This is a genomic window from Brevibacterium sp. K11IcPPYGO002, from assembly GCF_050920635.1.
Lineage (GTDB): Bacteria > Actinomycetota > Actinomycetes > Actinomycetales > Brevibacteriaceae > Brevibacterium.
The window spans coordinates 41078-66149 of the sequence record NZ_CP131929.1; the positions used below are offsets into that span (position 1 = coordinate 41078).

Consider the following 25072-nt stretch of genomic DNA (forward strand, 5'->3'; position numbering starts at 1 on the left):
TGCGGTCGGTTGAAGAGGGGTTCGGCGGCCGACAGGGCGAAAAGCCCAGTTTGAGTCGAGCAGCCCTGTTTCAAACATGGGCTGTTCAACTCAAACTGGGCCTTACGCAATGCGTGGGGCGTCGGGTGAGCCGCCTAGGCGCGCTCGTAGATGCGGGCACCGCCCTTGATCCCGGCGAAGCGGAACGGTCCCGCGGTCACCTTCGGGGTCGTGACGTCCTCGGCGCTGGAGAGTTCGGTCGCATGGAGCGCGCGATAGGCGTCGATGGACAGCGGCACTCGGGCGTCGAGCGCCTCGGTGACGGCCTGTCGGCGCGAATGCTGCTCGTAGCCGGGGACGACGCGGGTGGTGAAGAACTCACCGACGCTGCCCGATCCGTAGCTGAAGAACCCGATGCGCTTGCCCGCGAGATCCTCATCGTGGTCGAGCAGCGAACACAGTCCTGCATAGAGCGAAGCGGTATAGGAGTTGCCGAGGCGACGGTTGTACAGGGTGCTCGTGGCCAGCCCGGTATCGCGCGGACCAGTGGCAACGGAGTTATCGGCACCGGCGGCAGCGGCCGGCCCCGAGGCAGCGTCCGAGTTGGCGGCAGCTGTGCCAGAACCGGCAGCGCCCGCGCCGGCACCCGCGACGATGTCCGTCTCGAGATCCTCACCGGTGAGTCCGGCGAGGTGGACCTGCGCCTTCTTCGCCATCTTCGTGAACGGCTGGTGGTAGAGCACGCGGTCGATCTCGGTCATCGCCGGTCCGCCCTGCGCGGCCAGATCGGTCCACGCTCCGGTGAGCGAGTCGAGGTAGGCGGTGACCGAGAGGGCTCCGTCGACGATCGCGGTCGTCGAATCGTTCGGGCGCCAGAAGTCATCGACATCGGCCGAGTTCAGCCCCGAGACCGGTTCGATCTCGAGCAGCTTCGGATCCGCGGAGACGAGCATCGCCACGGCACCGGCGCCCTGAGTGGGCTCACCGGGGGTGTCGAGTTCGTAGCGGGCGACATCCGAGGCGATGACGAGCACCCGCTGGCCGGGAGAGCGGGTGACGATGCCGACGGCGGCCTGCAACGCGGCCGTCGCCGAATAGCACGCTTCCTTGACCTCGACGACGCGCATCTGTGACGGCAGGTCGAGCAGCGAGTGCACGGCCATACCGGCGGCCTTCGACTGGTCGATCCCCGATTCGGTGGCGAACAGCAGGGTGCGGATGCCCTCGGAACCGCTGCGCCGGATGATCGGCGCGGCGGCCGCGGCCGCCATCGTCACGACATCCTCATCGGGAGCCGGGAAGCTGAACTCGTCCTGGCCGAGGCCGAGGCGGAACTTGTTCGGATCGGTCCCGTTCGCCGCGGCGAAGTCATCGAGCCTGACGACATGATGGCTCGTGGCCAGTTCGATGTCATCGATGCCGATCGGTGCAGTGCCCGCAGCAGTGTGTGATGTCATGCGGCCTCGCCGTCCTCTCGCTGAGCGGCGGAATCCCGCTCTGCCTCAGCCTTGCGTTCCATCTGGCGGTGAGTGTCCATCAGCTCACCCGGGTTCGTCTGGGCGGCGAGCAGAGAGAGCTCACCGCAGAGCACCGTCGCGGCCATGAGTGCGGCCAGGCGACGCGAATTCGCTCCCGGCTCACGATCCTCACGGCAGCCGAGACGCTCGAGCGCCTCATCGACGTGCGGCAGATCCTTGCCGTTGCCGACGGTGCCGACGATGAGGTGCGGCAGCGTCGTCGAGAAGTACAGGCCTTCGGGGCGGTTCTCCGCATAGGTGATGCCCTGCGAACCTTCGACGATGTTCGCCGCATCCTGACCGGTGGCCAGGTAGAAGGCGAGCAGCATGTTCGCATAGTGGGCGTTCGCCGAGCGCAGGGCTCCGGCGATCGTCGACCCGACGAGGTTCTTGCGCACGACGAGTTCGACGATCTTGTCCGCGCTCGTGCGCAGGCGACGCTCGACGACTTCGTGGGGCAGGACGATCTCGGCGACGACATTGCGTCCGCGCCCGAGGATTCCGTTGACCGCGGTGGCCTTCTTGTCCGAGCAGTAGTTGCCGGACACCGAGCCGTAGTCGAGGCCCAGCTGCCAGGACAGGATGGTGTCCATGAGCGAATCCGAGGCTTGGGTGACCATATTGTGGCCCGAGGCGTCGTTCGTGCGGAAAGCGAAGCGGACGAAGAGCAGGTTCCCGACGATCTCCGGATGGATCTCGATGAGCCGGCAGTGGCCGGATCCGGCTTCGACGACGGATTCGAGTTCGCGGGTGCGGTGACGGATGGCCTGCGCGGCCGCCTCGGCGCCGATCGCGGATTCGGCGACGAACAGCACGGACCGGGTCATCCGCTCATCGACGATGACGGTGCGGATCCCGCCCTCGATCTCACGGGAGATCGACGCCCCGCGGCCGACGGAGGGCCACAGCGGGGTCTCGTAGGTTGCCAGGGGCACGGCCACCTCGGTGTGGGTGCCTTCGGGAGCCAGCGCTTCGCCGCTGACCCGCAGGGGACCGACCCATGTGGTGGGGATCCCGGTGATCGTGGTCTGCTGATTCACAGCTGATTCCTCCTCGAAAGGACGTCGGATCGGTGCGAGAGCGCGGTGACGTCGATTCCGCGCAGGCGGGCGAACTCGCCGAGGCGGCCCCGCGTGAGCAGGTCCGTGGCCGTGAGGTCCGTGGACCGCTGCGCCCCGAGCAGGGCGAACAGAGCCGAGGTCTGAGTCTGCCAGGTGCGTACGAGATCGACGAGCCCGTCCGGACCGTGGTCGAGCACGGTCTGCAGGAACGTGCCGGCGACGCCGACGGCGCGAGCACCGCAGGCCAGTGCTTTCACGACATCATAGGGGTTGCGCACGCCGCCCGAGGCCAGGAGCACGCGGTTCGAGACGCCGTCGTCCATCGTCGTCTCGGTCGTCCACTCGGCCGGGGCGTCGAGCAGGCAGGCCAGGGCGGACTGACCGAAGCCGGTGAGCATGGAGAAGTCATCGGCCGGTGCGCGATCGTTCTCGATGCGCAGGAAGTCCGTGCCTCCGGCGCCGGAGACATCGGCGTACTGCACCCCGATATCGGCGAGCAGTCTCAGGGTGCGGCGGCTGAGGCCGAATCCGACCTCTTTGACGACGACGGGCACGGGGCAGGCGGCGACGATGTCCTCGAGGCCGGACAGCCAGGTGGAGAAGTCGCGGGTGCCTTCGGGCATCGCGGTCTCCTGCACCGGGTTGATGTGCAGCTGGAGGGCATCGGCGTTCAGCAGCTCGACGGCGCGGCGGGCATCATCGGCGCTGCGACCGGCACCGAGGTTTCCCATGACGAAGCCGTCCGGGTTCTCCTCGCGGATGACGGTGAAGCCCTTCGCTGCCTCGGCATCGTCGAGGGCCACGCTCATCGATCCGCAGGCCATGGGCAGGCCGGTCTCGGCGGCGGCGATGGCCAGGTCCCGGTTGATCTTCGCCGTGGTCTCCGTGCCGCCGGTCATGCCGTTGACGTAGAAAGGCGTCGGCCAGGTCCACTCGCCTAGTTCGACGCTGAGGTCGACGCGGTCGGGGTTCGTTCCCGACAGGGCGTGGTGGACGAATTCGAGGTCGTCGAAGTCGGTCCGCCGCGGCCCTTCGGTCTGCTGCGCCGAGGCGAGGCGAACATGGTCGTCCTTGCGGGAGGCGCGGGAGGCCTTGGTCTCCGGGGTCTCTGCTGATGCCGGGGTCTCAGAACTCATCGATCTCGCCTTCCTCTCGGTGGGCACCGAGGTCCAGGGGTCGGATTCCGGCGGCTTCCCAGCCGCTGAGAATGGTCTGTGCTTCGGTGTGTGCTTCGGTCCGTGTTTGAGCGAGGGCGATTCCGCAGTCGCCGCCCCCGGCTCCCGAGGGCTTCGCTGCGGCCCCGTGTGTTTCGGCGATCTCGCACAGGTCGTGCAGGGCCTCGGTTTCGATGAGGCTGCCCGTGGAGTCGCTCAGTCGCCGCAGCAGGGCACGTACGGAGCGGATCGTGGTCAGGCTCGCCTCGGCATCGTCGGCGTCGAAGGCCGCCACGAGATCGTCGACGAGCGTGTGCGACTCGGCGGCGAAGGACACGAGCGGGCGCGGTTTCTGCGCTGCCGGGGACGATTCGGTGGAGGATTCGTCCGTCCGCTCGCGCGGGGTGTGGACGCGTGTGACGAGATGTTCGGTCGACGCCGGTGATCCGGTCCAGCCGACGAGGAGGTCGAGCGAGCTCGGTGGGGTGACCCGTCGGGCCGAGCAGCCGGCCCATTCCGAGCAGCTCATGGCGGAGACGACCCCGTGGGCCTCGCGGTGAGCGTGCAGGGCGGCACGGTCGGGGGAGGAGTAGCGGATCCAACCGCCGAAGGTGCTGGCGGCGAGATCACCGCCGGAGGCCTTCGTGGAGATCGCGATGGTCGAAAGGACCGCGAGTTTGAAGCGTTCGGTCAGGGTCAGGCCGAGGCGATAGAACTCATCGAGAGCGGCGATCGTCGCCACCGTCACCGCCGCCGAGGAGCCGAGTCCGAACTTCCGGCCGTCTGAGTCATTGAGTTCGCTGGAGATCTCGAGATCGAAGTAGCGGGGGCTGGCACCCCGGCCGGAGCGCAGCTCTTCGACGGTGGAGATCGCCGAGAGCACATAGTCGAAGGGGCGCTCATCGACGATGATGTGCTCACCATCGTCTTCGCGCCGCCACACGACGGGAGCCTGACCGTATTCGCTCGAATGGATGCGGCCGGCACCCTCACTCTCGGTCAGCCGGACGGTGATGCACCGGTCGACGGCGATGAGCACGGCGGGCTGTCCGGGTTCGACGACGGCGTATTCGCCGGCGATGAACAGCTTGCCGGGCGCTCGGGTCTCGATCATGCCCGGCTGCCCTCACCCGCAGCCGGGTTCACTGCGTCTGCAGGCGGGACTGCGTCAGCGGCGGTGAGCAGGTGGGCTCCCGGGCCCGGTCCGACGACGCGGACGTCGCCGAAGCCGGAGAGCTTCTCGGCCAGTGCCTCGGCGTCTGCGGGGCGGACGATGACGGCGACGTTCGGGCCGGCATCGGCGGTCGAGTAGGCTTCGATCCCTGATTCGCGGGCGTCGGCCACGGCGTCGAAGATCGCGTGGCTGGTCGGATTGAGGAACCGGATCGGGGGCACGGTGGACTGGATGAGTCCGTGCATGCGCAGGGCGTGGGATTCGGTGATCTCGCCGATGCGGGTGAAGTCCCCGGCCGCGCAGGCGGCGACCATCTGCTCGAGGTAGTCCTCGGTCGAGGACACCCAGCCGGAGTAGAAGGGTGAGGTGGCGGCGGTCAGGCGCATCGCCTCGCGGGAGGACACGGCTTTCCTGGCCCGGTTGACGGTGACGATGATCATCCGCATATCCGGGGCGGGCACGGTCTCGGCGAAGGAGGAGGCGTCGTCGCCGGCGTGCCAGACGGCGATGCCGTCGGGAATCGAGCGGCACGCCGACCCCGAACCGCGGCGGGCCAGCCGGCTGAGATCGCGCGGTGCGAGATCGAGGTCGAACGCAGCGGCGGCGGCCGTGGCCAGAGCGGCGAAGCCCGACGCCGAGGAGGCCAGACCGGCACCCGTGGGCACGGAGTTGCGGGACCGGACGAGGACCCGGTCATCGCGTCCGGCCAGAGCGCGGACATGGTCGAGGAAGGTCGAGATGCGGTCGGTCTGGCCGGGATCGGCGAGTGCGCCGTCGAGTTCGAGGACATCGGTCTCGGCGTCCGGGGCGGGCACCACGGTGGTCGTGGTCTCGAAGTGGTTCAGCGTCAGGGACAGGCTGCCCGCAGCGGGCAGGATGAGCTCCTCATCGGCCTTGCCCCAGTACTTGACCAGGGCGATGTTCGGGTAGGCCCGCGCCGTCGTCGTTCTCATGTCGGTCTGACCTCCGTCGTCCAGGTGCGGGGTGCTCCCGCCTTGCGCAGGGCCTCGGCGAGCTCTTCGGCCGAATCATCATCGTCGGCCAGGGCCAGCACGCAGCCGCCGAGTCCGCCGCCGGTGAGTTTGGCTCCCCGGGCTCCGGCCGCGGTGGCGGCAGCGACGAGGGAATCGAGGGTCGGGGTCGACACACCGAGGCTGCCGAGCAGTCCATGGGCTTCGTTCATCAGCGTGCCGATCGTCTCACGATCACCGGAGCGGATGGTGTCGACGGCGGAATCGGTGATTTCGGCAAGACGGTCGATCATCCCTCCGATGCGCACAGGATCGGCGTCACGGCGAGCACGGACCCCTCCGACCGCCTCGGCGGTGGACCCGTGATGACCGGAGTCCGCGAGGACGAAGACGAGGCGCTGACCGACGTCGATGGTCTGGGCGCACCCGGTCTGGAAGCGGATGGGGGCGGGTTTGGCCACGGCCCAGGCGTCGATTCCGCTGGGTCGGCCATGGGCGACGGTTTCGGCCGCCTGCACGATCTCGTGGAGGGTGTTCTCGTCGAAGACCGTCGCATGCAGGTTCGCGACCGCGCGGGCCACGGAGGTGGCCACGGCTGCACTCGAACCCAGGCCGCGGCTGTGGGGGATCGCCGAACGGATGAGCAGCTCCACCTCGGCGTCGGGGTTCCCCACGGCTTTCAGTGCGGCGTTGAGACCGGCGACGACGGGGCCCATCGGCTCCGGAGCGGTCTGCGCATTTCCGGAGAACAGCTGGCTCTCGATCCGGGTCTCCTGATGCGGGGACCGGCGGATATCGGTCTGGACTCCGAGTCCGTGCAATGGCACTGCGACGGCCGGAGAGCCGTAGACAACCGCGTGTTCGCCGAACAGGATCGCCTTTGCGTGGGCGAAGCCCTGGGACGTGCCCTGGGCGGGTTCGGTCTGAGAGGAATTGTGCATGCAGGATGGTTTCGGAGTCTGTGGATTGATTTCACCATCATATGCCGTACCCCCGCCCATCCCGAAGACGAGGTGACGTCCGTCTCAGGTGAGTCCGGCGAGGTAGGCGCGTTCGGCCGGATCGGTGGTCAGGTCGAGGGCCCGCCGGCGGGCGGTGGCCGCCTCGTCTGTGCGACCGAGGCGAGTGAGCAGATGAGCTCGCAGCACCCAGGCAGGTTGGAAGGCTTCGAGGCGTGATGAGACGTCATCGAGTGCGTCGAGCGCCGCCAGCCCCGCCGCGGGACCGTTGACCTCGGCGAGGACGGCGGCTCGGGAGACGGCACCGCCGAGACTCGGTGCGATCTGCCCGAGGTCGTCGTGGAGGCGCAGCAGCATCGGCCAATCCGTGGATCCGGTGCGGATTCCGGCCATATGGAGGAGTTGGATGGCCGCCTCGAGCCCGAATCGGCCGACGTGTCCGCAGCGGTGGACCTCGACGAGGTGGCGCTCGCCCGCCTCGGTGAGGGGTCCGTCCCAGCGGTTCGGGTCCTGGTCGGACAGGGGCACGAATCGTCCGTCGCCGCTGCGACGAGCGGGGAAGCGGGCGGCTGAGAGGTGGATGAGGGCGGCCAGTCCGTGGGATTCGCCGTCACCGGGGCACAGCTGCGCCACGAGGCGCGACAAGTACAGGGCTTCGCCGATCATGCCCTCCCGTGGCTGCGCGGCCGCCTGAGCCCATTCGATGGCGAATGCCCCGTAGATCGTCTCGTGCACATCGGGCAGGCGGGACTCGAGGTCGAGGCGGTCGGGACTGCCGAAGGCGACGCCGAGACCGGCAACGCGCTTCTTCGCCCTGGTCAGACGGGCAGAGACGGTGGCAGCGGGCAGAGCCATGGCTGCCGCGATCTGTTTTGCCGTCATCCCCATCACCGCCGAGAGCATGAGCAGCGACCGGGCGGGAGGATCGATGTCCGGATGCGCGCAGGCGGCGAGGAGTTCGAGCCTGCGGTCGGGCAGGGCATCGGGATCGTGGTCGGCTGGATCGGTGCCGGACCCGCTGCTGCCGTCGATGCTGTCGATCGTCTCCTCGTCGAGGGCGGTCGCGGTTCGTGCCGCCGCCGATTTCCACACGTCCCGGCGGGCGTTGAGCGCCACCCGGTAGAGCCAGCCTTCGGGATTTGCCGGTGGACCGTGTTCCCGCCAGACGGTCACGGCACGTTCGAGCGCGGCCGACAGCGCATCCTCGGCGCCGGAGATGTCGCCGTCGGCAGCCGCGATGAGCGCGATGATCCTGCCCCAGCCGTCCTGGGACAGGATCATCGCGCGCTCGGCAGGCTCTGCGGACTCGGTCATCGGCGGGTCATCGACGTTGCCGATTCATCGCGGCTGTCGGCTCACGCTCGTGTCCACTCGCCCGCGATGCAGGACGTCGCGGATCGGCGGACTTCGATCGTGCCGTAGGCCGTTCCGGGGAACTTCTCCGCCCAGGACAGTGCCGCTTCGCGATCGGGGACGTCGATGACGACGACTCCCGCGAAAGCCTCCTTGGCGGCTGCGAACGGGCCGTCCTCGATGACGACCTCGCCGGTCCTGCGGGTGACGGTCACGGCCTCGGTCTGCGGCTCGAGCATCTCCCAGGCGACGAAGACGCCCGCGGAGTTGAGCGCTGCCGCGTAGTCGTCCATGAGCCGCATCATCTCCTGGATGGCTTCTTCGCTGGGTTGAGGCCCGTCGGGGGTGAGTTCCGGGGCGTGGAAGACGAGTGCATAGCGCATTGTTCTGCTCCGTTCTGTGTGCGGCGGCCGGATTTCGGCCGCTTACAGACAAGACGATCGAATCGACGTCGATTCGACAGCTGTCCTCAGAATATCCCCGAAGCGTTCACGACGGTGTCGAGGAGGCCAGCGCCGAGGAGGTCAGCGCCGTCACCGCCGCGCGCACGAGTTCGCGGTCGGGTGCCTTGCCGTCGAGATGGTGGTGGATCGTCCATCCCTCGATGAGCGCATCGATGGCGTGGGCAGTGTCGGGGGTGAAGTGTTCGGTCAGCGCGGCCGCGCTGATGCCCATCCACGAGGCGGCGAGCTCGGCGGAGTCGGGGGAGCTGCGGCCATAGGAGTAGAGCTCGAAGATTCCCGCCATCTCGCGAGGGGATGCGAAGGTGTCACCGCAGATGATCTCGACGACGGCTTCGCGCGCCTCGGCGGTGGTCGCCGCCTCGTGCAGACCTGCGCGGTAGCGGCCGGAGAGTCGGTCGACGAGCCGACGGAACGCCTCGGTGATCACCTCGTCGATGCTGGCGAAGTGGTAGGTCATCGACCCCAGGGGGACGTCCGCACGTGCTGCGACGGCGCGGTGGGAGACCCGGGCGACGCCGTCGTCGAGGATGAGCTCGAGGGCGGCCGCGATGATCCGTTCCCGGCGGCCGGGGTCGTTCGGCGCCCCGCTGCGTGCGCTCATTTGGCCTCCTTCGTCGAATCCCCGTGCTCAGTCCGTGCGGGCGGTTCTTGGCTCCCGCGACAGATCTGTCAGCTGTGACAGACGGACAACAGAGAGTGTACATTTGTACACCGATCGATGTGTGTACATCCGTACACCGATTCGAGGGCTGTCCGCCTCAGCACCGTGCACACCGAGAAGGAGATGATCCGATGACCGAACAGCAGGCGTTCAGGAAGTCGAGCACGAAGCCGACCCCCGCGACGAATCACTCCTCGACCCTGCGCGCTCGCCGTCTGTCCCTGCTCGCTCTCTTCTTCCTCCCCGGCATCACCATCGCCTCGTGGGTGACCCGCACCCCGTCGATCCGTGACGCCCTCGACGCGAGCACGGCACAGATGGGCCTCGTCCTCTTCGGACTCTCCATCGGGTCGATGCTCGGAATCCTCGCCTCCGGGCCGCTCGTCGGCCGCTTCGGGGCGCGACCGATCATCGGCATCGGCACGCTCGGAGTCATCGCGAGCATGCCCCTCATCGGCCTCGGCGCCGCCTGGTCGCAGTCGTTCATCGTCGCCGCAGGTCTCGTAGTCTTCGGACTCGGCATGGGCACTGGAGAGGTCGCGATGAATGTCGAGGGGGCGGAACTCGAGAAGCACCTCGATCGCCCCTTCCTGCCCGGCCTCCACGGTTTCTTCAGCCTCGGCACCGTCATCGGCGCGGCCATCGGGATCCTCGCCACCGCCGCCGACTTCCCCGTTCTCGTCCACCTCCTCCTCATCGGCATCCTCGGCGTCGTCGCCATGGTGCCGGCGATGCGCCACGTCCCCGCGGGGACGGGTCGGAACGCCTCCGTGGAAGGATCCCTCGCCGAGGCGGCCCCCGGTCCAGGTCCCGAGCCGAGTCCTCGGCCGGCTCGTACCGCCTCGGTGTGGAGGGACCCGCGTCTGATCGTCATCGGTGCGATCGTGCTCGGGATGGCGCTCGCCGAGGGCACCGCTAACGACTGGCTGCCGCTGGTCATGGTCGACGGGCACGGCTTCGACCCTGCGCTCGGTTCGAGCATCTACGCGATCTTCGCGGCGGCGATGACGATCGGCCGATTCCTCGGCGGCGGCATCGTCCAGCGTTTCGGCCGTGCGAACGTGCTCCTCGTCAGCGCCGCCTTCGGCTTCGTCGGCATCGGCTCGGCCTCCCTCGTCGACAGCCAGATCGTCGCCGCTGCCGCAGTGCTCCTCTGGGGGCTCGGGACCTCGCTCGGCTTTCCGGTGGCACTGTCGGAGGCAGGCGCCTCTGGCGCGCAGCCGGCCAATCGGGTGGCCGCTGTCTCGACGATCGGCTACCTTGCGTTCCTCGTCGGACCGCCCGCGCTCGGTCTCGTCGGCGATCACTGGGGGCTGCGGACGGCTCTGCTCATCCCCATGGGCGTGCTGCTCGCCGTGCTCGCGCTCGCACCGCTGCTGCGCCGCGAACCCCGGCCGGAACCTCAGACGAGCCCGGTGTAGACCGATCCCGGGTTGAAGATGTTGTCCGGGTCGAGGGCCTGCTTGATCCGGTGGTTGAGCTCCATGACGTCCTCGCCGAGATAGGGCGCGAGCCACGGTGACTTGAGTCGGCCGACGCCGTGCTCACCGGTGATCGTCCCGCCCAGCCCCGTGGCCAGATCCATGACCTCGCCGTAGGCGATCTGCGCGCGCTTCTGCTGTTCCTCATCCTTGGGATCGAGGACCAGCAGCGGATGCGTGTTGCCGTCGCCGGCATGGGCGATGACGGCGATCGTCACGCCGCGGTCGGCCGCGATTTTCTCAATCCCGAGCACCAGATCGCCGAGCTTCGGCAGCGGAACGCCGACGTCCTCGAGCAGCAGAGCACCCTTCTTCTCCACGGCCGGAATCGCGATCCGGCGGGCCGTGACGAAGGCTTCGCCCTCATCCGGGTCGGCAGTGAGATAGCACTCTGAGGCCGAGTTGCTGTTGCAGATCTCCTCGATGATCTTCGCCTGCACAGTGCAGTGCTCGCCGGGTTCGTCGGACTGGATGACGAGCATGCCCTCGGCCTCACGGTCGAGCCCCATCTTCAGCTCGTCCTCGACGGCGTTGATCGAGGGCTTGTCCATGAACTCGAGCATCGAGGGTCGCATGGCCTTCGCGATCTCGAGCACGGCGTTCGTGGCATCGGCGAGCTTCGGGAACATCGCGACGACGGTCGTCGGGGGCAGCTGGGCGGGAATGAGCCGCAGAGTCACCTCGGTGATCACGCCCAAGGTCCCCTCGGAACCGACGAAGAGCTTCGTCAGCGGCAGACCCGCGACGTCCTTGAGCCTCGGGCCGCCGAGTTTGACCGCCCGACCGTCGGCGAGGACGACGGTCATCCCGAGGACGTAGTCCGTGGTCACACCGTACTTCACGCAGCACAGGCCGCCGGCGTTCGTGGCGATGTTGCCGCCGATCGAGCAGAACTCGAAGGACGAGGGGTCCGGCGGGTACCACAGGCCGTGTTCGGCCGCGGCGGCCTTGACCTCGGCGTTGAAGGCACCGGGTTGGACCGTGGCCATGCGGGTGACGGGATCGATGCTGATCTCGCGCATCGTGTCCAGGGACAGCACGATTCCGCCGGCGATCGCGGAGCTGCCGCCCGACAGGCCGGATCCGGCGCCGCGGGGCACGATCGGGACCTTCGCCTCGGCGGCGATGCGCACGACCGTCTGCACCTCCTCGGTCGAGGTGGCCCGGACCACGGCGGCAGGCACCCCGGCGTCGGGGTCGTTCGCGCGGTCCCAACGGTAGGCGTCCATCGAATCGGGATCGGTGATGACGGCCGTGGCCGGCAGGGCGGAGGTGAGAGCGGAGACAACGTCCATGTTGCGTATCGGCCTTTCGAGCGGAGTTCGGCACCCGGATTCCGCTCTCGACGTTACCAGGATCACGGTCGCCCGCGGCGGTCGGCTCGGGGCGCGGACAGGTGCTGCCGCCCGGCGTCGCGGCGGACCGAGCCGCAGGTCGTCGCGGCGTAGGCTGAACCCATGACCCTCACCCCCGATCGGCTCCCCGCGGCCTGCGTGCTCGGGACGCTGCCCGGCGACGGATTCGAGGGGCCTCGGATCGGGGTCGTCGATCTCGATGCGAGAGGAGCGGAGATCGGCCGGATCGACCTCGCCGAGGCGGCCCTGCCCAAGTTCGTCCGTGACCGTGAGGACCCGGCCTGGGGAGGGCAGAACGGAGCCGGTGGGACCGCGGATCGCGCTCCGGCACCCCCGACCCGCTGGGTCTTCAGCGACACCCCGAAGTGGTATCCGTCGCTGTTGGACGCCGGGGTGAGCTTTGAGCGCTGCCACGATCTGCGCTTGGCCCATGCGATCCTCGCCCGCTCCGAACTCGTCACCGCACCGGAGGCGGTGCGTGCCGCCGCCGACTGGGACGCCGCGCCCGCCGACGCCGCCGCACCCGAACAGGCGGCCGCTCTCTTCGACGTCGATGCCGGACGCGGATTCATCCCACAGGTTCCGCACGACCTCGAGGCGGCCCTGGCCGAATTTGCCCGGCAGACGGCGGCCGTGGACTCCGCGAGCGATCCGGGTCGGCTGCGGCTGCTGTTGGCCGCGGAATCGGCCGGAGGGCTCGTCGCCGCGGAAATGCGCGCGGCGGGTGTGCCGTGGGACGAGGCCGAACATGATCGGATCCTGACCGAACTGCTCGGTCCCCGACCGATCCGCGATGGGAAGCCCCAGAAGATGCTGGCCAAGGCCGAGGAAGTCCGAGCCGCACTCGACGATCCGCGGGTCAACCTCGATTCGCCGAACCGGCTGCTCGCGTCCCTGCGCAATGCCGGCATCAACGTCGCCTCGACCTCGAAATGGGAGCTGCAGACGAGCGACCATCCGGCGATCGCGCCCCTGCTCGAGTACAAGAAGATGGCGCGGCTGCTGAGCGCCAACGGCTGGCATTGGCTCGATGAATGGGTCGACGAGGGGCGGTACAGGCCCGTCTATGTGCCCGGCGGAGTCGTCACCGGGCGCTGGGCGGCCAGCGGGGGAGGGGCCCTGCAGATCCCGCGGCAGCTGCGTCCGGCCCTGCGCGCCGACGATGGGTGGCGGCTCGTCTCCGCCGATGTCGCCCAGCTCGAACCCCGTGCGCTTGCCGCCATGTCCGGAGACCGGGCGATGGCGGAGGCCGGTCGTGGCCGCGACCTGTACTCCGGGCTCGTCGACGCCGGGATCGTCGCGACCCGGCAGGAGGCGAAGATCGCCGTGCTCGGGGCGATGTACGGATCGACGACGGGGGAGGCCGGGGCCTTGGTGCCGCGTCTGCGGCAGAATTTCCCCGCCGCCATGCACCTCGTCGATTCCGCCGCCGAGGCGGGACGAGAGGGAGGAGTCGTGTCCACCTGGTTGGGTCGGACCTCCCCGCCGCCGGGCGAGGGGTGGCAGAGACTGCAGAGGGCGGCGAACCGCTTCGACGCCACCGGCGCCGACGAGCAGCGGGCCCGGCGGGCCGCCGGTGACCAGGGACGATTCACCCGCAACTTCGTCGTCCAGGGCACAGCGGCCGAATGGGCGCTGGCTTGGCTGGCCGATCTGCGGCTGCGCCTGGCGCGGCTGCCGGAGATCGACGCGGCACCAGAGGCGGCCGCCTCGGGGTCGGTCTTCTCCCGGCGAGCCCACCTCGTGTTCTTCCTCCACGACGAGGTCATCGTCCATGCCCCGGCCGAGCAGGCCGAACAGGCGGCAGAGGCGATCAGGGCGGCGGCCGCCTCGGCGGGTCGACTGCTGTTCGGGGATGCCCCCGTCGATTTCCCTCTCGACCTGAGCATCGGTGAGCGGGCGCTCAAAGAATAAGTCCATACGCATGGAATAGACTGCCAGCCGCAAGCGCTGGACGATGTGGCCCAGCTACGGATACGCAAGTCCAAGGAGATCACATGAGCATCAGCGTCAAGGCACTGCAGAAGACGGGACCGGACCAGCCGTTCCGCGTGGCCACGATCGACCGCCGGGATCCCCGACCCGATGACGTCGTCATCGACATCAAGGCCGCAGGCATCTGCCACAGCGACATCCACACCATCCGCAACGAATGGGGCGAGGCGCACTTCCCGCTCACCGTCGGCCACGAGATCGCCGGCGTCGTCGAGGCCGTCGGTGCCGACGTCACCGCGTGGTCGGTCGGCGACCGCGTGGGCGTGGGCTGCATGGTCAATTCGTGCGGCGAGTGCGAGGAATGCCGGGCCGGTCAGGAGCAGAACTGCCTGAACGGCAGCGTCGGCACCTACAACGTCGAAGACGTCGACGGCACGATCACCCAGGGCGGGTATTCGCAGAAGGTCGTCGTCAACGAACGCTTCGTCTGCCGGATCCCCGACGCCCTCGACTTCGACGTCGCCGCCCCGCTGCTGTGCGCAGGCATCACCACCTATGCACCGCTGAACCGCTGGGGTGCCGGTGAGACGAAGAACGGCGCTCCCAAACAGGTCGCCGTGCTCGGACTCGGCGGACTCGGCCACATGGGTGTCCAGATCGCCGCGGCCATGGGCGCGCAAGTCACCGTGCTCTCGCGCACTCTGCGCAAGGAAGACGATGCGCTCGCTCTGGGCGCGACGCGGATGCTCGCGACCACCGAGGAGGACTTCTTTACCGACCACGCCGGCGAGTTCGACCTCATCCTCAACACGATCAGCGCCGACATCCCCGTCAACCACTACCTGAGGCTGCTGGGGCCCCGCGGGGTCATGGCCGTCGTCGGCCTCCCGCCGGAGAAGCAGGAGTTCTCCTTCGGCGCCGTCATCGGCGGGGCCAAGGCGATCGCCGGATCGAACATCGGCGGCATCGCCGAGACCCAGGAGATGCTCGACTTCTGCGCCGAACACGGCATCGCCGCGCAGATCGAGACGATCCCCGTCACCGAGGCGGACGCCGCCTACGACCGAGTCGTGGCCGGAGACGTGCGCTTCCGCGTCGTCATCGACACCGCGAGCTTCGACGACGTCGAGGCCATCGCCTGATCCGTCTCCGCTGACATGCTTCGGCTGCGAGAGGCCGGGCGTGAGACCGCAATGGTCGGGGTGATTCCCGCAATCGATGCGGGAATCCCTCGACCCACATGCGGCAGGCGGGCACAATGAGACCGGGCCGAGGGACAGGGGAACGATGACGGGTGCGAGGCGACAGCTGCGGACGGTGCCCTTGGCGCTGCTCATCCTCTACACGATCTTCATCGGCCTCGTCACGCTCACACCCAACCAGTTGGACACCGGTCCCGGCTCGTTCATCGCCGGACTGCTCGAGTTCCTCGCCTCCCACCGAGCGACCGCGTGGATCGACTACGTCATCCTCGAGAAGCTCGCGAATGTCGGCATGTTCATCCCCTTCGGCCTGCTTGTCGCCCTCCAGTGCGGACCTCACCGCTGGTGGGTCGGCTGGGTCGCGGGCATCGCCTTCACCTGCCTCATCGAGGGCACGCAGGCGACCCTGCTCTCACCTACGCGTTACGCCACGATCAGCGACCTCGTGACGAACAGCCTCGGCGCCGGCATCGGAGCGGTGGCCGGTCTCATCGTGATGACGATCTGGCCGCCGAGGATGGACCGGATTCCCGTCGACCATGAGGTCCGGTGAGGGATCCTGGGGTTCGGTGAGAGCCGGGCCATATCCGCATCTGAGGATGTGCCCAGGATTCGGTCGTAGATTTGGCGGTGATGACCGATCGTGATCAGCGCACAGTCGGTGCGCCGCTGGCCCTTCTCGTTCTCTACACCCTCTTCATCGCCGCCATCACGCTGACCCCGCAGCAGATGGGCACCGGCCCGGACACTCTCATCGGGCACGCACTCGACCTCTTCGCCGCTCACCGGGAGACCGCCTGGCTGACCTATGAACGGGTCGAGAAGCTCGGCAATGTGGCGATGTTCATTCCCTTCGGCTTCCTCGCCGCGCTGCACTTCGGGCGCCGACGGTGGTGGCTCGGATTTCTCGTCGGCGCGGGTTTCAGCGCCGGCATCGAGATCTTCCAAGGCACTGTGCTCACACAGACTCGCTTCGCCACGCTCAGCGACCTCGTCACGAACACTCTCGGCGCCGGCATCGGCGCGCTCCTCGGCCTGTGCTGCCTGGCCGCATGGCCGAAACGGTCGACGAGGAGAGACTCCGAAAACGAGCTCGCGCTGGTGTAGGTCCGATTACGACAGTCCCGGGCGCCGATCTCCCAGCCCTCAGCGGTGCTCAGGCTCTTCGAGGGCCGCGATGCACCGGCCGAGCGCCTCGGTGACCATCGTCCGAGTCTCATCGTCGAGCGGTGAGACCATGCGGGCCGTGACCACTTCGACGCGGGAGACGGCCTGATCGAGCACCTCAACGCCGGCCGAGGTGAGACGTGTGGGCAGGACGCGACCGGAGTCGGCCGTGGCCGGCCTCGTGATCAGTCCCCGTTCCTGCAGTCCGCGCAGCAGCGTATTCATCGTCTGCCGGGTGACGAAGGCGCCGCGCGCGAGCTCGGAATTCGACGCTCCCGGCCGCCTGCGCAGCTGTTCGAGGCAGTTGTACTGAGGGGTGGTCAGCTCCAGCGGCCGCAGCGTCTCGTCCATCGTCGACCGCAGCGCCGTCTGCAGATGCTTGAGCTGATAGCCCAGCAGCGACTCGAGTTCCACCGGCCCATCCCCGGTTCCTGCAGTGTGATCCTTCGACCCTTGACTCATGTAAGTATTCTGACATACATTCGTTTATGTCAGAATACTGACATTGAATGATGAGGGGATTCACGTCGGGTGGCGGGGTCCCGGAAGAGAAGGAGAGCAACATGGATGCCTCAGGCACCGCACCGCAGGTCGACTCAGTCAGTGGTCCGGACTTCATCGCCTTGCAGGTCCGCGACGTGGAAGCGTCCGCGCAGTTCTACGAAACCAGGCTCGGACTCACCCGTGCTCCGGCCGCCCCGCCCGGAGCGGTCGTGTTCACGACCTCACCGATCCCCTTCGCCGTGCGCGAGCCGCTGCCCGGCGTCGACCTCGACTCCGGTGACCGTCCGGGAAACGGGGTGGCGCTGTGGCTGAGGTGCGATGATGCGCAGGCACTGCACGATTCCCTCGCCGAGGCGGGGGTGGAGATCCTCCGGGCGCCCGCTCCCAGCCCCTTCGGGCTGACCTTCGCGATCGCCGATCCCGACGGCTATGCGGTGACGTTCCACGACGCGGGGTGATCAGCGCAGCGAATCGACGATCTTCGCGATCCGGCGATCACGGGTCTCCTCGGCCTTTGCCGAGGTCACCTGCCGCACATGCTCCTTGCGCTTCGACGGAGCGAGCGCATCGAAAGCCGCGCGGACATCGGCGGCGGCGAGAGCCTCGGCGAGGGAATCGGGAACCGGGGTCTCCCGGTTCGAGGTGTCGTGCGTGAGCGTCACCTCGTGGGTCTCACCGCCGGCGACGCCGATCTTCTCCCGGTGCTCCTTGGCCAGCGGGAGCAGATACTTCCCACCCATCACCGCGGTCGTCGACGGATAGGAATAGCCTGCGATCGTGACGATGACCGGAACCCGCTTGCCCACGCCGAAGCCGAGCACGATGTCCTCGGGAACCTCGATGCCGACATTGTTGCCGAGTGTCAGGAGTTCAGTGGTGAACGTGACCATGGGGCCTCCTCGGTGAGCGGTCGTTCACGCCTGAGCGTAGGCCGATCAGTCCTCGTCGACAAGGTCGGGATCGGATTCGGCGGTCGAGAAGGTCGGCCACCAGCAGCGCACCCGCTTCGCGTAGTCGCGGTATTCGTCACCGAAGCGCTCCAGCAGGTCGGTCTCCTCGTGCGGGCGGATGAGCCAGTTCCACAGCAGTGAGCCGATGAGCGCGTACACGACGACGAGCCACGAACCGATGAGCAGACCCATCGCCACACCCTGGACGATGCCGGCGATGGCCATCGGGTTGCGGACGAAGGCGTAGGGTCCGCGGGCGACGAGGTGATGGGCCATCTGCGAGGGCAGCGGGGTGCCGGAGCCGAAGTTCGCGATCGCCCGCGCCGACCACACGCCGATGACGCTGGAGACGGCGAGCAGGGCGAAGCCGACGACGACCAGGAGGATCGGGAACTTGTAGGCGAGGTTCCACCGGTCTTCGAAGGCATTGATGATGACCGGGATGATGATGAGGAAGACGCCCCAGAAGACGACGATCTGAACCGTGGTGTGCACGAGCAGGCGGGAACGCACCCGCGTGTGGGAGCTGTGGAACGCAAAAGGCCCGATGAGGAGCTTCTCGGAGGGAATGCGGCCGACGATCATGAGCACCCCGGCAAGCAGGCTGCCGAGCGCGGCGAGGATCATGAGTACGGCACCGAGTCCCGCCTCGGTGGTGGCGGTGGCATAGATGACCATGGTCAGCGCCACGAGCACGGTCCAGCCGGTGGCGATCCACACCGCCCAGCGGACGTTGAGCGCGGCGAGGGCGGAGGCGATGACGAAGAGCGGGATGTCGACGATCGCGATCAGCAGCGGATTGATGCCGCCGAGCATCGCTGTCGCCACTCCGGGGATCATCGCGGTGCCCAGCCACCACGCCGCTCCGGCGAGGGCCTGGAGGGCGAAGTACATGCGGCCGTGGAAGATGCGCAGTCGTTTCTTCGGTTTGTTCACTTCGGTGAGATGTCGATTCATGTGTGCACCGTCCCGCGGATGCAGACGGACGTGGCTCCGCCGACCCAGATCTCGTCGTCTTCGGCCGTGATGGAGACGACTCCGGAACGACCGAGGGCGGTTCCCTGGGTTGCGGTGTAGCTGTTCGGGGCGAGGTTCTCACCGATGAGCCATTGGGCGACGGAGGCGTTGAGGCTGCCGGTCACCGGATCCTCGGCGACGCCGACTCCGGGCACGAAGGCGCGGATCTCGTACTCGTGCTCCGACCCTTCCGGGTGGGCGCCGAGGACGCCGAGCTTCGCATCGGGAATCGCCGAGAAGTCGGGGGTCAGCGCGAGCACCTTCTCGGCGCCGGCCAGCCGCACGGCCGCCCAGCCGGGGCCGTTGTCGGCCCACTGGTGTCCGAGGATCTCGGAGCGGTCGACGCCGAGGGCGACCGCGATCTGATCGACGTACGCGTCGTCGAGCGGACCCGAGCGGAGGCGATCGGGGGCGGCGAAGGCGAGGGCTTCGGAGGGTTCAGCGGCGGGGTCGGTCAGGCCGCCTCGGCGAGGGGTTCTGCGGATGTCGACGAGCCCGGCACCGCATTCCTGGACGATGCGGTCCTCGTGCTTCGGGGCGCCTCCGGCGTCGAGCCAGGCCGCGGCAGAACCGAGGGTGGGGTGGCCGGCGAAGGGCAGCTCCCGGTGCGGGGTGAAGATGCGCAGGCGGTAGTCGGCCGCGGGGTCGTCGGGCGGGAGGACGAAGGTGGTCTCGGACAGGTTCGTCCAGTTCGCGATGCGAGCCATCTGCGACTCATCGAGGCCATCGGCATCGACGATGACCGCGACGGGGTTGCCCTGGAAGGGCACGGCAGAGAAGACATCGACCTGGGCGAATCGGCGGTGCTGTGACAATGACACTCCTTCGCAAGATGCGGACCACGCGGCGAGCGGGGGATTGCGCGGGCGCTTCTCACAGTGTAAAGGCCCAGGCCGGAGCGTTCGTGGATTGGCCCCCGGCGGCGCGGGGGTGTCAGCTGCGGAGGGCGGGACGGTCGACTCGGCGGGCAGGGTGATTGCATAATGAGGCATGCTCTCAGGTGACACTGCGCGGGCACGGGATCTGCGCATCGCAATGCTCGGCGGCGGGTTCATGGGCCGTGTCCACAGTCGTGCCGCACGCTCGGCCGGAGCCGTGCTCGACTCCGTCGCATCGTCTCGGCCGGACCGATCGGCACAGGCGGCGGCCGAGTTGGGGTTCGAGACCTCGACTTCGTCCGACGAACTTCTTGGTCGCACCTTCGATGCGGTCCACATCTGCACTCCCAATGACCTCCACGCCGCGCAGTCCCTGCAGGCGCTGGACGCGGGATCGAACATCATCTGCGAGAAGCCCTTGGCCACTGATTCGGCTCCTGCGCGTGCCGTGCTGGCCCGCGCCGACGAAGCTGGTCTGCTTGGGACCGTTCCGTTCGTCTACCGCTACCACCCGATGGTGCGGGAAGCCCGCGCCCGGTTCCGCGAGGGCCAGGCCGGAACGCTGCTGACCGTCGACGCCGGATACCTCCAGGACTGGCTGCTCGGAGCCGGCGACGAGAACTGGCGCGTCGAATCAGGGCGCGGCGGCCCCTCGCGGGCATTCGCCGATATCGGTTCCCACCTCGTCGACCTCATCGAGTTCATCGTCGACGACCGGATATCGTCCCTGGTGGCGACGACGAGAACCGTTCACCCTCGCCGAGGCGGCACCGCGGTGACCACGGAGGACACCGTGGCCGTGACGATCGAGTTCTCCGGCGGTGCCATCGGTTCCCTGTTGGTGTCCCAGCTGGCTCCCGGACGCAAGAACGGGTTGACCGTCGAGATCGCCGGCACCGAGGCGAGCATGCGCTTCGAGCAGGAGCGGCCCGAACAGCTGTGGTTCGGTCGGCGAGCCGACAGCCGCCTCCTCGTGCGCGACCCCGACTCTCTGTCCGCCGATGCCGCTCGCCTGTGCATGGTCCCGGCCGGGCACCCGCAGGGCTACCAGGATGCGTTCACCGCCTTCGTCGCCGACTCCTATGCCTACTTCGCCGGCGAGCCGCCCGAAGGTCTGCCGACGCTGCGAGACGGGGTGCGAGCCGTGCTTGTGACGGAGGCCGTGCTCCGGTCGGTGCGGCAACGCTCCTGGGTCGACGTCGAGTAGCTGTCAGTCTGGGCGTCCCGACCTCCCGAACCATGGGCGCACCGACTTTCCGAACCATGGGCGCCGCGACCTCCCGAATCGCTGAGGAGGTCCTGAGGATCCCGCTCAGGAGCGATTCGTACACTGGGCCGCTATGGACTTCAAGCAGGCAACGGCGACGTGGTGGGACGCCATCACCTCGGGCTTCGGGCGGCAGGACGGACTCGAGCTCGACCTCCTCGGGCTCGTGCTCGTCATCGGGATTCCGCTGGTCGTGACCGTGACTCCGGGGATCTGGAGGTTCTTCGGGCTGTTCGTGACCTTCGTCCACGAACTCGGTCACGCATTCGCCGCCCTCATGACGGGACGCGTGGTCAAAGGGATTTCGCTGAACTTCGACCATTCGGGGCAGATGAACTCCTTCGGCCGGGTCGGCTTCTCCGCTACGTGGGCGGGGTTCTGGGGATATCCGGCCCCGGGCGTGCTCGGACTCGTCCTGGCCACCTCGGCGGTCTTCGGTTGGGCCCCCTTGGCCCTGTCGATGGGCGCGCTGATCCTCTTGGTCGCGCTCATCTTCATCCGAAACTTCGCGGGCGCGGTCATCGCCGTGATCACGGCGATCGCGGCGCAGCTCGTCGTCGTGTTCCTGCCTCTGGAATGGATCTCGGTTTTCGTCGCCGCACTCGGCACGGCGCTGACGATCGGGTCCCTCAAGGATCTCCTCAAGGTCATCCGCGTCCACACTCGCAGGCGCCGTGTGCAGCAGTCCGATGCCTATATCCTCGCGCAGGGCTCGGCTCTGCCCGCCGGTGCCTGGCTGACGCTGTTTGCGCTCGTCATCATCGTCTGCGCGCTCGCCACCGCGCGGGTGCTGTGCACGGCGGTGTCTGTCGGCGCGGTGTGATTGTGCGTCAGTGCCGGGTGGCAGAATCGGAGTATGGCCCCACTTCCGAACTACTCCGCGATCCTCTTCGACTGTGATGGAGTCCTCGTCGACTCCGAAACCATCACGAACGGTGTCCTCCACCAGATGCTGCAGGAGCTCGGTTGGCAGCTGAGCGCCGACGAATGCATTGCGCGCTTCGTCGGCAAGATGCTCCGCGACGAGGCTGATGTCATCGAAGAGCACACCGGATTCCGCATCGACGGGGACTGGATGACCGAGTTCCGGCGGCGGCGCAATGCCCAGCTCGAGGCCTCTCTCCAGGCAATTCCGGGAGTCGTCGATGCCGTTGAGCGCGTTGCCGAGATCTACCAGGGCAGGATCGCCTGCGCGTCGGGAGCGGATCGTCCGAAGATCGAGCTGCAGCTGCGCAAGATCGGCCTCTTCGATGCCTTCGAGGGTCGGATCTTCTCCGGCATGGAGCAGCCGAATTCGAAGCCCGCCCCCGACGTCTATCTCGCGGCGGCCGCTTCCCTGGGCATCGACCCCGCCGAGGCGGCCGTGATCGAAGATTCCCCCACCGGGGTGATCGCCGGCGCTGCGGCCGGATCCCATGTGCTCGGGTTCTGCCCGGATTCCCCGGTTCATCAGAGTGCGGACACGCTGTTGGCTGCGGGTGCTGCCGAGACATTCAGCGTGATGGGGCAGCTGCCCGGTCTGCTGGCTGAATAAGTGCCTGGCTCGTGCGGGTGGCTCTTGGCCGGAGACAAGAGTGCTTCATCAAAGAACAGCAAAAATCATTGAACATTAGAAAGAAACTTTTTGTAATCGAACTGTGACATTCAATTCTTCTCTTTGGATGTAGAATAGACACAAGGCATTCACATCGACGTGAAAGGCGGCGAGACCGATGAAGGATCCTCAGGATCCGGGCGACAGCGGTCTCGAGCATGCCTCGAATGAACCAGTCTCCGGTTCGCCCGAGACTTCGGCCGACCCCGCTTCGTCGCCTCAGGTGCCTCTGGTCGGTCCCGACTCACCCCGTCGTCTCGACGTCGACCCTGATTCGCCGATGGCTGTGGTCGTCAGCCTGACTCACTTGAGTACGGGCGTTCGTCTCGCTGAGCTCCAAGCCGTTGCCGGGCTGTTCCTGTCCGATGCGCTCGAGAAGCTCCGCTATGCCTTCGGCGACGAGATCTACTACCACGCGACATTCACCGAGACAGTCGGCCGCTTCATCACGGCACGTGATGGGCTGCTGCCCGAAAGGGATGACTTCGTGGACCCCTGGACGTCCACCGGTTTCGTCCTCGAGGGCCGCCCTCTCGACGAGTCTGATGACGCCGCCGCCTCCGCAGGTGCTGCCGCCGACGATGGCGCCGAGGCGGACGATGCTTCCGATCGTGGCGCCGATGTCGCTGCCGCCGATGCCGCTGAAACGGGCGCCGATGAAAGCGCCGATGATGTTTCCGCAACCGAGGAGAGCATCGTCGATCAGTCGCAGCCTCCGTCGGCGAGTTCGCTTCCGAACTTCCCCAAGTTCGGGTTGCACAAGTCCTTCAACAGCTGGGTCCACGACCTCGCCACGCGCGAGGAGATCGCCGAGCTGACCACGGTCCTCGGCTCGTCGAGCGACGGTGCCTACAACGAGATCACGAACGCCGTCACACTGGCATTCGGACTGCCGAAGTTCCTGCAGCGCTGCCTGGCCGGTGAGTTCACGATCGAGCACGTGCTTGCAGCGACCCGTGCCATCAAAGATGTCGCATTCGAGTATCTGCCGCGCCTTGATGCCTACCTGGGTGACCGCCGTGCCGATATCACCCTGGAGACCTTCAGGAAGTCGCTGAATCTCAAGATCGCGGCGATCGTGCCGGTCGACGACAGAACCGAACTGGCCGAGAAGCGCCGCCGAGTCGACATTATGACCTACCCCGACGGCACCGCCTCGGTGACTCTGTCCGGACCCGCTGTGGAACTCAATGCTTTCTACCTGCGCATCGAGGCATTCGCCCGAGCGATCCGCAACGGCAACATCTCGGCACTCACCGATGAGAACATCGCCGGCCTCGAAGTCGCCGATCAGGACAGCATCGCCGCTTTCATGTTCGATATCGCCACTCGGGCAACCCCGCAGATGACCATCGCCGTGACGACCCACGACACCGCAACCGGTGAGACCACCACCAAGGAAGTCGCGCTCGAGACCGCCGACGACGCGGACCCCGCAGCCCCGATCACTGCAGCCGCGGTCGACCGCACCGCGCAGGCGGCGCAGCGTGAAGCCGAAGAGGTGGCGGGCACCGGCGCCGACGTGGAGACCACCATCAAACTCGTCATGCCCACCCACGGACAGTGGGTCCGAGAGCAGGCCAAGGTGATGGTGACGGTTCCGTATCTCACCGCGGTGGGAAAGTCGGAGCTGCCGGGAACATTCTCGGACGGCACACCGGTGCCGCCCGACGCGGCACGGGCACTCGCAGGTGAGAGCCCCACTTGGCACCGGATCCTCACCGATCCCGCTACCGGGACGCCGATCGATGCTCGCTCACGCAGTTACCACATCCCTGCGGACGTGCGCGCGCCCTTGGTCGGCAAATGGCAGTCCTGTTCTGCTCCGGGCTGCACTCGCAGGGCAGAGACTTCGGAAGTCGACCACATCATCCCCTTCGACCATGCCGATCCGGCCCGGGGCGGTCAGACGACGTTCGAGAACCTCCACCCGCTGTGCAAACCCGACCACCAGGCGAAGACCGACCGCCGGTTCTCGGTCCGAATGACCGAGGACGGGGCGGTGGAGTATTCCTTCACTCGTGGTGTCGTCGCACGAATGTATCCGCCGGACAACCCGATCAACGCCGAGCATGCCCGTCAGGTGGAGAACTATGACTACCTGCCGAATCTGCTTGAACAGCGGAACCCCGGCACCACGGAACGGCTTCGCGACAACGGCCAACCGGGTCCAGCGGCACGGCTCGAGAACTCGGGGCCATCCCGCCGATCCAAGCTCGAAGACTCCGGACGAGGGGTCCAGTGTGTCCCGACGGCTGGGGCAGGGGGAGTCTCGAGTACCGAAACCGACGAGGCGCCTCGCCGGTCGCAGAAGTCGAAGCCCGGCCGAGGAGTGGAGTGGAACAACTACTGGGACTCCGGGGATCCGCCACCGTTCTGACGGCAGCCGGGCTATGACGGCAGCCTGGTGACACAAGAGGCCCCGGCCG

The 25072-nt window shown here is 67.6% G+C and carries 24 protein-coding genes; 10 read left to right on the forward strand and 14 right to left on the reverse strand.

All coding sequences use genetic code 11. The annotated features are described in order from the left end of the window. Nucleotides 1-134: 134 nt before the first annotated feature. The 9 genes from QYM46_RS00200 to QYM46_RS00240 all read right to left on the reverse strand — a co-directional run bounded on the left by QYM46_RS00200 (nucleotide 135) and on the right by QYM46_RS00240 (nucleotide 9233). On the reverse strand, nucleotides 135-1436 hold the full coding sequence (locus QYM46_RS00200) for a hydroxymethylglutaryl-CoA synthase family protein (protein WP_432790233.1): 1302 nt from the start codon (nucleotides 1434-1436) through the stop codon (nucleotides 135-137). Beyond that, the gene (locus QYM46_RS00205) at nucleotides 1433-2536 is read right to left on the reverse strand and encodes a hydroxymethylglutaryl-CoA reductase (RefSeq protein ID WP_169250816.1); all 1104 of its coding nucleotides are present in this window, start codon (nucleotides 2534-2536) and stop codon (nucleotides 1433-1435) included. Before QYM46_RS00205 ends, QYM46_RS00200 begins: the two co-directional genes overlap by 4 nt. Then, entirely contained in the window at nucleotides 2533-3693 is a 1161-nt protein-coding gene (fni, locus tag QYM46_RS00210; RefSeq protein WP_432790234.1) for a type 2 isopentenyl-diphosphate Delta-isomerase, read from the reverse strand. The genes QYM46_RS00205 and fni overlap by 4 nt, the downstream gene beginning before the upstream one ends. Beyond that, the gene (locus QYM46_RS00215; RefSeq protein ID WP_432790235.1) at nucleotides 3683-4825 is read right to left on the reverse strand and encodes a phosphomevalonate kinase; all 1143 of its coding nucleotides are present in this window, start codon (nucleotides 4823-4825) and stop codon (nucleotides 3683-3685) included. The genes fni and QYM46_RS00215 overlap by 11 nt, the downstream gene beginning before the upstream one ends. Continuing rightward, nucleotides 4822-5838 (reverse strand): diphosphomevalonate decarboxylase, encoded by a 1017-nt coding sequence (mvaD, locus tag QYM46_RS00220; RefSeq protein WP_432790236.1) that lies wholly within the window; start codon nucleotides 5836-5838, stop codon nucleotides 4822-4824. Before mvaD ends, QYM46_RS00215 begins: the two co-directional genes overlap by 4 nt. After that, nucleotides 5835-6797 (reverse strand): mevalonate kinase, encoded by a 963-nt coding sequence (gene mvk, locus QYM46_RS00225; protein ID WP_169250820.1) that lies wholly within the window; start codon nucleotides 6795-6797, stop codon nucleotides 5835-5837. The genes mvaD and mvk overlap by 4 nt, the downstream gene beginning before the upstream one ends. 84 nt (nucleotides 6798-6881) lie before the next feature. Then, nucleotides 6882-8129, reverse strand: a complete 1248-nt coding sequence (locus tag QYM46_RS00230; protein WP_432790237.1) for an RNA polymerase sigma factor — start codon at nucleotides 8127-8129, stop codon at nucleotides 6882-6884. 41 nt (nucleotides 8130-8170) lie between these two features. Further along, on the reverse strand, nucleotides 8171-8551 hold the full coding sequence (locus QYM46_RS00235; protein WP_169250822.1) for a YciI family protein: 381 nt from the start codon (nucleotides 8549-8551) through the stop codon (nucleotides 8171-8173). 106 nt (nucleotides 8552-8657) lie between these two features. After that, nucleotides 8658-9233: a TetR/AcrR family transcriptional regulator gene (locus QYM46_RS00240; RefSeq protein ID WP_432790238.1), complete on the reverse strand. Its 576-nt coding sequence runs from the start codon at nucleotides 9231-9233 to the stop codon at nucleotides 8658-8660. Between the two features lie 191 nt (nucleotides 9234-9424). On the opposite strand from QYM46_RS00240, the gene QYM46_RS00245 reads away from it, so the two are divergent. After that, nucleotides 9425-10714, forward strand: a complete 1290-nt coding sequence (locus tag QYM46_RS00245; RefSeq protein WP_432790239.1) for an MFS transporter — start codon at nucleotides 9425-9427, stop codon at nucleotides 10712-10714. On the opposite strand, the gene QYM46_RS00250 is transcribed toward QYM46_RS00245, so the two are convergent. After that, the gene (locus QYM46_RS00250) at nucleotides 10696-12069 is read right to left on the reverse strand and encodes an FAD-binding oxidoreductase (RefSeq protein WP_432790240.1); all 1374 of its coding nucleotides are present in this window, start codon (nucleotides 12067-12069) and stop codon (nucleotides 10696-10698) included. The two genes, QYM46_RS00245 and QYM46_RS00250, sit on opposite strands and share 19 nt — an antisense overlap. Before the next feature lie 162 nt (nucleotides 12070-12231). Between QYM46_RS00250 and QYM46_RS00255 the strand changes: the two genes are divergently transcribed. The 4 genes from QYM46_RS00255 to QYM46_RS00270 all read left to right on the forward strand — a co-directional run bounded on the left by QYM46_RS00255 (nucleotide 12232) and on the right by QYM46_RS00270 (nucleotide 16373). Then, nucleotides 12232-14043, forward strand: a complete 1812-nt coding sequence (locus QYM46_RS00255; RefSeq protein ID WP_432790241.1) for a bifunctional 3'-5' exonuclease/DNA polymerase — start codon at nucleotides 12232-12234, stop codon at nucleotides 14041-14043. An 83-nt stretch (nucleotides 14044-14126) separates the two neighbouring features. After that, on the forward strand, nucleotides 14127-15206 hold the full coding sequence (locus tag QYM46_RS00260; RefSeq protein ID WP_432790242.1) for an NAD(P)-dependent alcohol dehydrogenase: 1080 nt from the start codon (nucleotides 14127-14129) through the stop codon (nucleotides 15204-15206). A gap of 145 nt (nucleotides 15207-15351) precedes the next feature. Beyond that, nucleotides 15352-15819 carry a VanZ family protein gene (locus QYM46_RS00265; protein ID WP_248279051.1) on the forward strand — a complete coding sequence of 156 codons (468 nt, stop codon included), beginning with the start codon at nucleotides 15352-15354 and terminating at the stop codon, nucleotides 15817-15819. Nucleotides 15820-15899: 80 nt separating this feature from the next. Continuing rightward, nucleotides 15900-16373: a VanZ family protein gene (locus tag QYM46_RS00270; protein ID WP_432790243.1), complete on the forward strand. Its 474-nt coding sequence runs from the start codon at nucleotides 15900-15902 to the stop codon at nucleotides 16371-16373. Between the two features lie 39 nt (nucleotides 16374-16412). On the opposite strand, the gene QYM46_RS00275 is transcribed toward QYM46_RS00270, so the two are convergent. After that, complete coding sequence (locus tag QYM46_RS00275) at nucleotides 16413-16895, reverse strand: MarR family winged helix-turn-helix transcriptional regulator (RefSeq protein ID WP_169250829.1); 483 nt, start codon at nucleotides 16893-16895, stop codon at nucleotides 16413-16415. Between the two features lie 101 nt (nucleotides 16896-16996). On the opposite strand from QYM46_RS00275, the gene QYM46_RS00280 reads away from it, so the two are divergent. Further along, entirely contained in the window at nucleotides 16997-17395 is a 399-nt protein-coding gene (locus QYM46_RS00280) for a VOC family protein (protein WP_169250830.1), read from the forward strand. Here QYM46_RS00280 and QYM46_RS00285 read toward each other — a convergent pair whose 3' ends face one another. The 3 genes from QYM46_RS00285 to QYM46_RS00295 are packed head-to-tail and all read right to left on the reverse strand — an operon-like array spanning nucleotide 17396 to nucleotide 19719. Then, nucleotides 17396-17827 (reverse strand): YdeI/OmpD-associated family protein, encoded by a 432-nt coding sequence (locus tag QYM46_RS00285; protein WP_169250831.1) that lies wholly within the window; start codon nucleotides 17825-17827, stop codon nucleotides 17396-17398. It lies immediately after the preceding gene. Between the two features lie 45 nt (nucleotides 17828-17872). Further along, nucleotides 17873-18844 carry a methyltransferase family protein gene (locus tag QYM46_RS00290; RefSeq protein ID WP_432790244.1) on the reverse strand — a complete coding sequence of 324 codons (972 nt, stop codon included), beginning with the start codon at nucleotides 18842-18844 and terminating at the stop codon, nucleotides 17873-17875. Beyond that, entirely contained in the window at nucleotides 18841-19719 is an 879-nt protein-coding gene (locus tag QYM46_RS00295) for a PhzF family phenazine biosynthesis protein (RefSeq protein WP_432790245.1), read from the reverse strand. Before QYM46_RS00295 ends, QYM46_RS00290 begins: the two co-directional genes overlap by 4 nt. A gap of 175 nt (nucleotides 19720-19894) precedes the next feature. Here QYM46_RS00295 and QYM46_RS00300 point away from each other — a divergent pair, with 175 nt between their 5' ends. The 4 genes from QYM46_RS00300 to QYM46_RS00315 all read left to right on the forward strand — a co-directional run bounded on the left by QYM46_RS00300 (nucleotide 19895) and on the right by QYM46_RS00315 (nucleotide 25023). Beyond that, nucleotides 19895-20989 (forward strand): Gfo/Idh/MocA family protein, encoded by a 1095-nt coding sequence (locus QYM46_RS00300; protein WP_432790246.1) that lies wholly within the window; start codon nucleotides 19895-19897, stop codon nucleotides 20987-20989. Between the two features lie 133 nt (nucleotides 20990-21122). Next, nucleotides 21123-21872: a M50 family metallopeptidase gene (locus QYM46_RS00305; protein WP_432790247.1), complete on the forward strand. Its 750-nt coding sequence runs from the start codon at nucleotides 21123-21125 to the stop codon at nucleotides 21870-21872. A 33-nt stretch (nucleotides 21873-21905) separates the two neighbouring features. Next, entirely contained in the window at nucleotides 21906-22583 is a 678-nt protein-coding gene (locus QYM46_RS00310) for an HAD family hydrolase (protein ID WP_432790248.1), read from the forward strand. 178 nt (nucleotides 22584-22761) lie between these two features. Continuing rightward, nucleotides 22762-25023, forward strand: a complete 2262-nt coding sequence (locus QYM46_RS00315; protein WP_432790249.1) for an HNH endonuclease signature motif containing protein — start codon at nucleotides 22762-22764, stop codon at nucleotides 25021-25023. The last annotated feature ends 49 nt before the right edge of the window (nucleotides 25024-25072 follow it).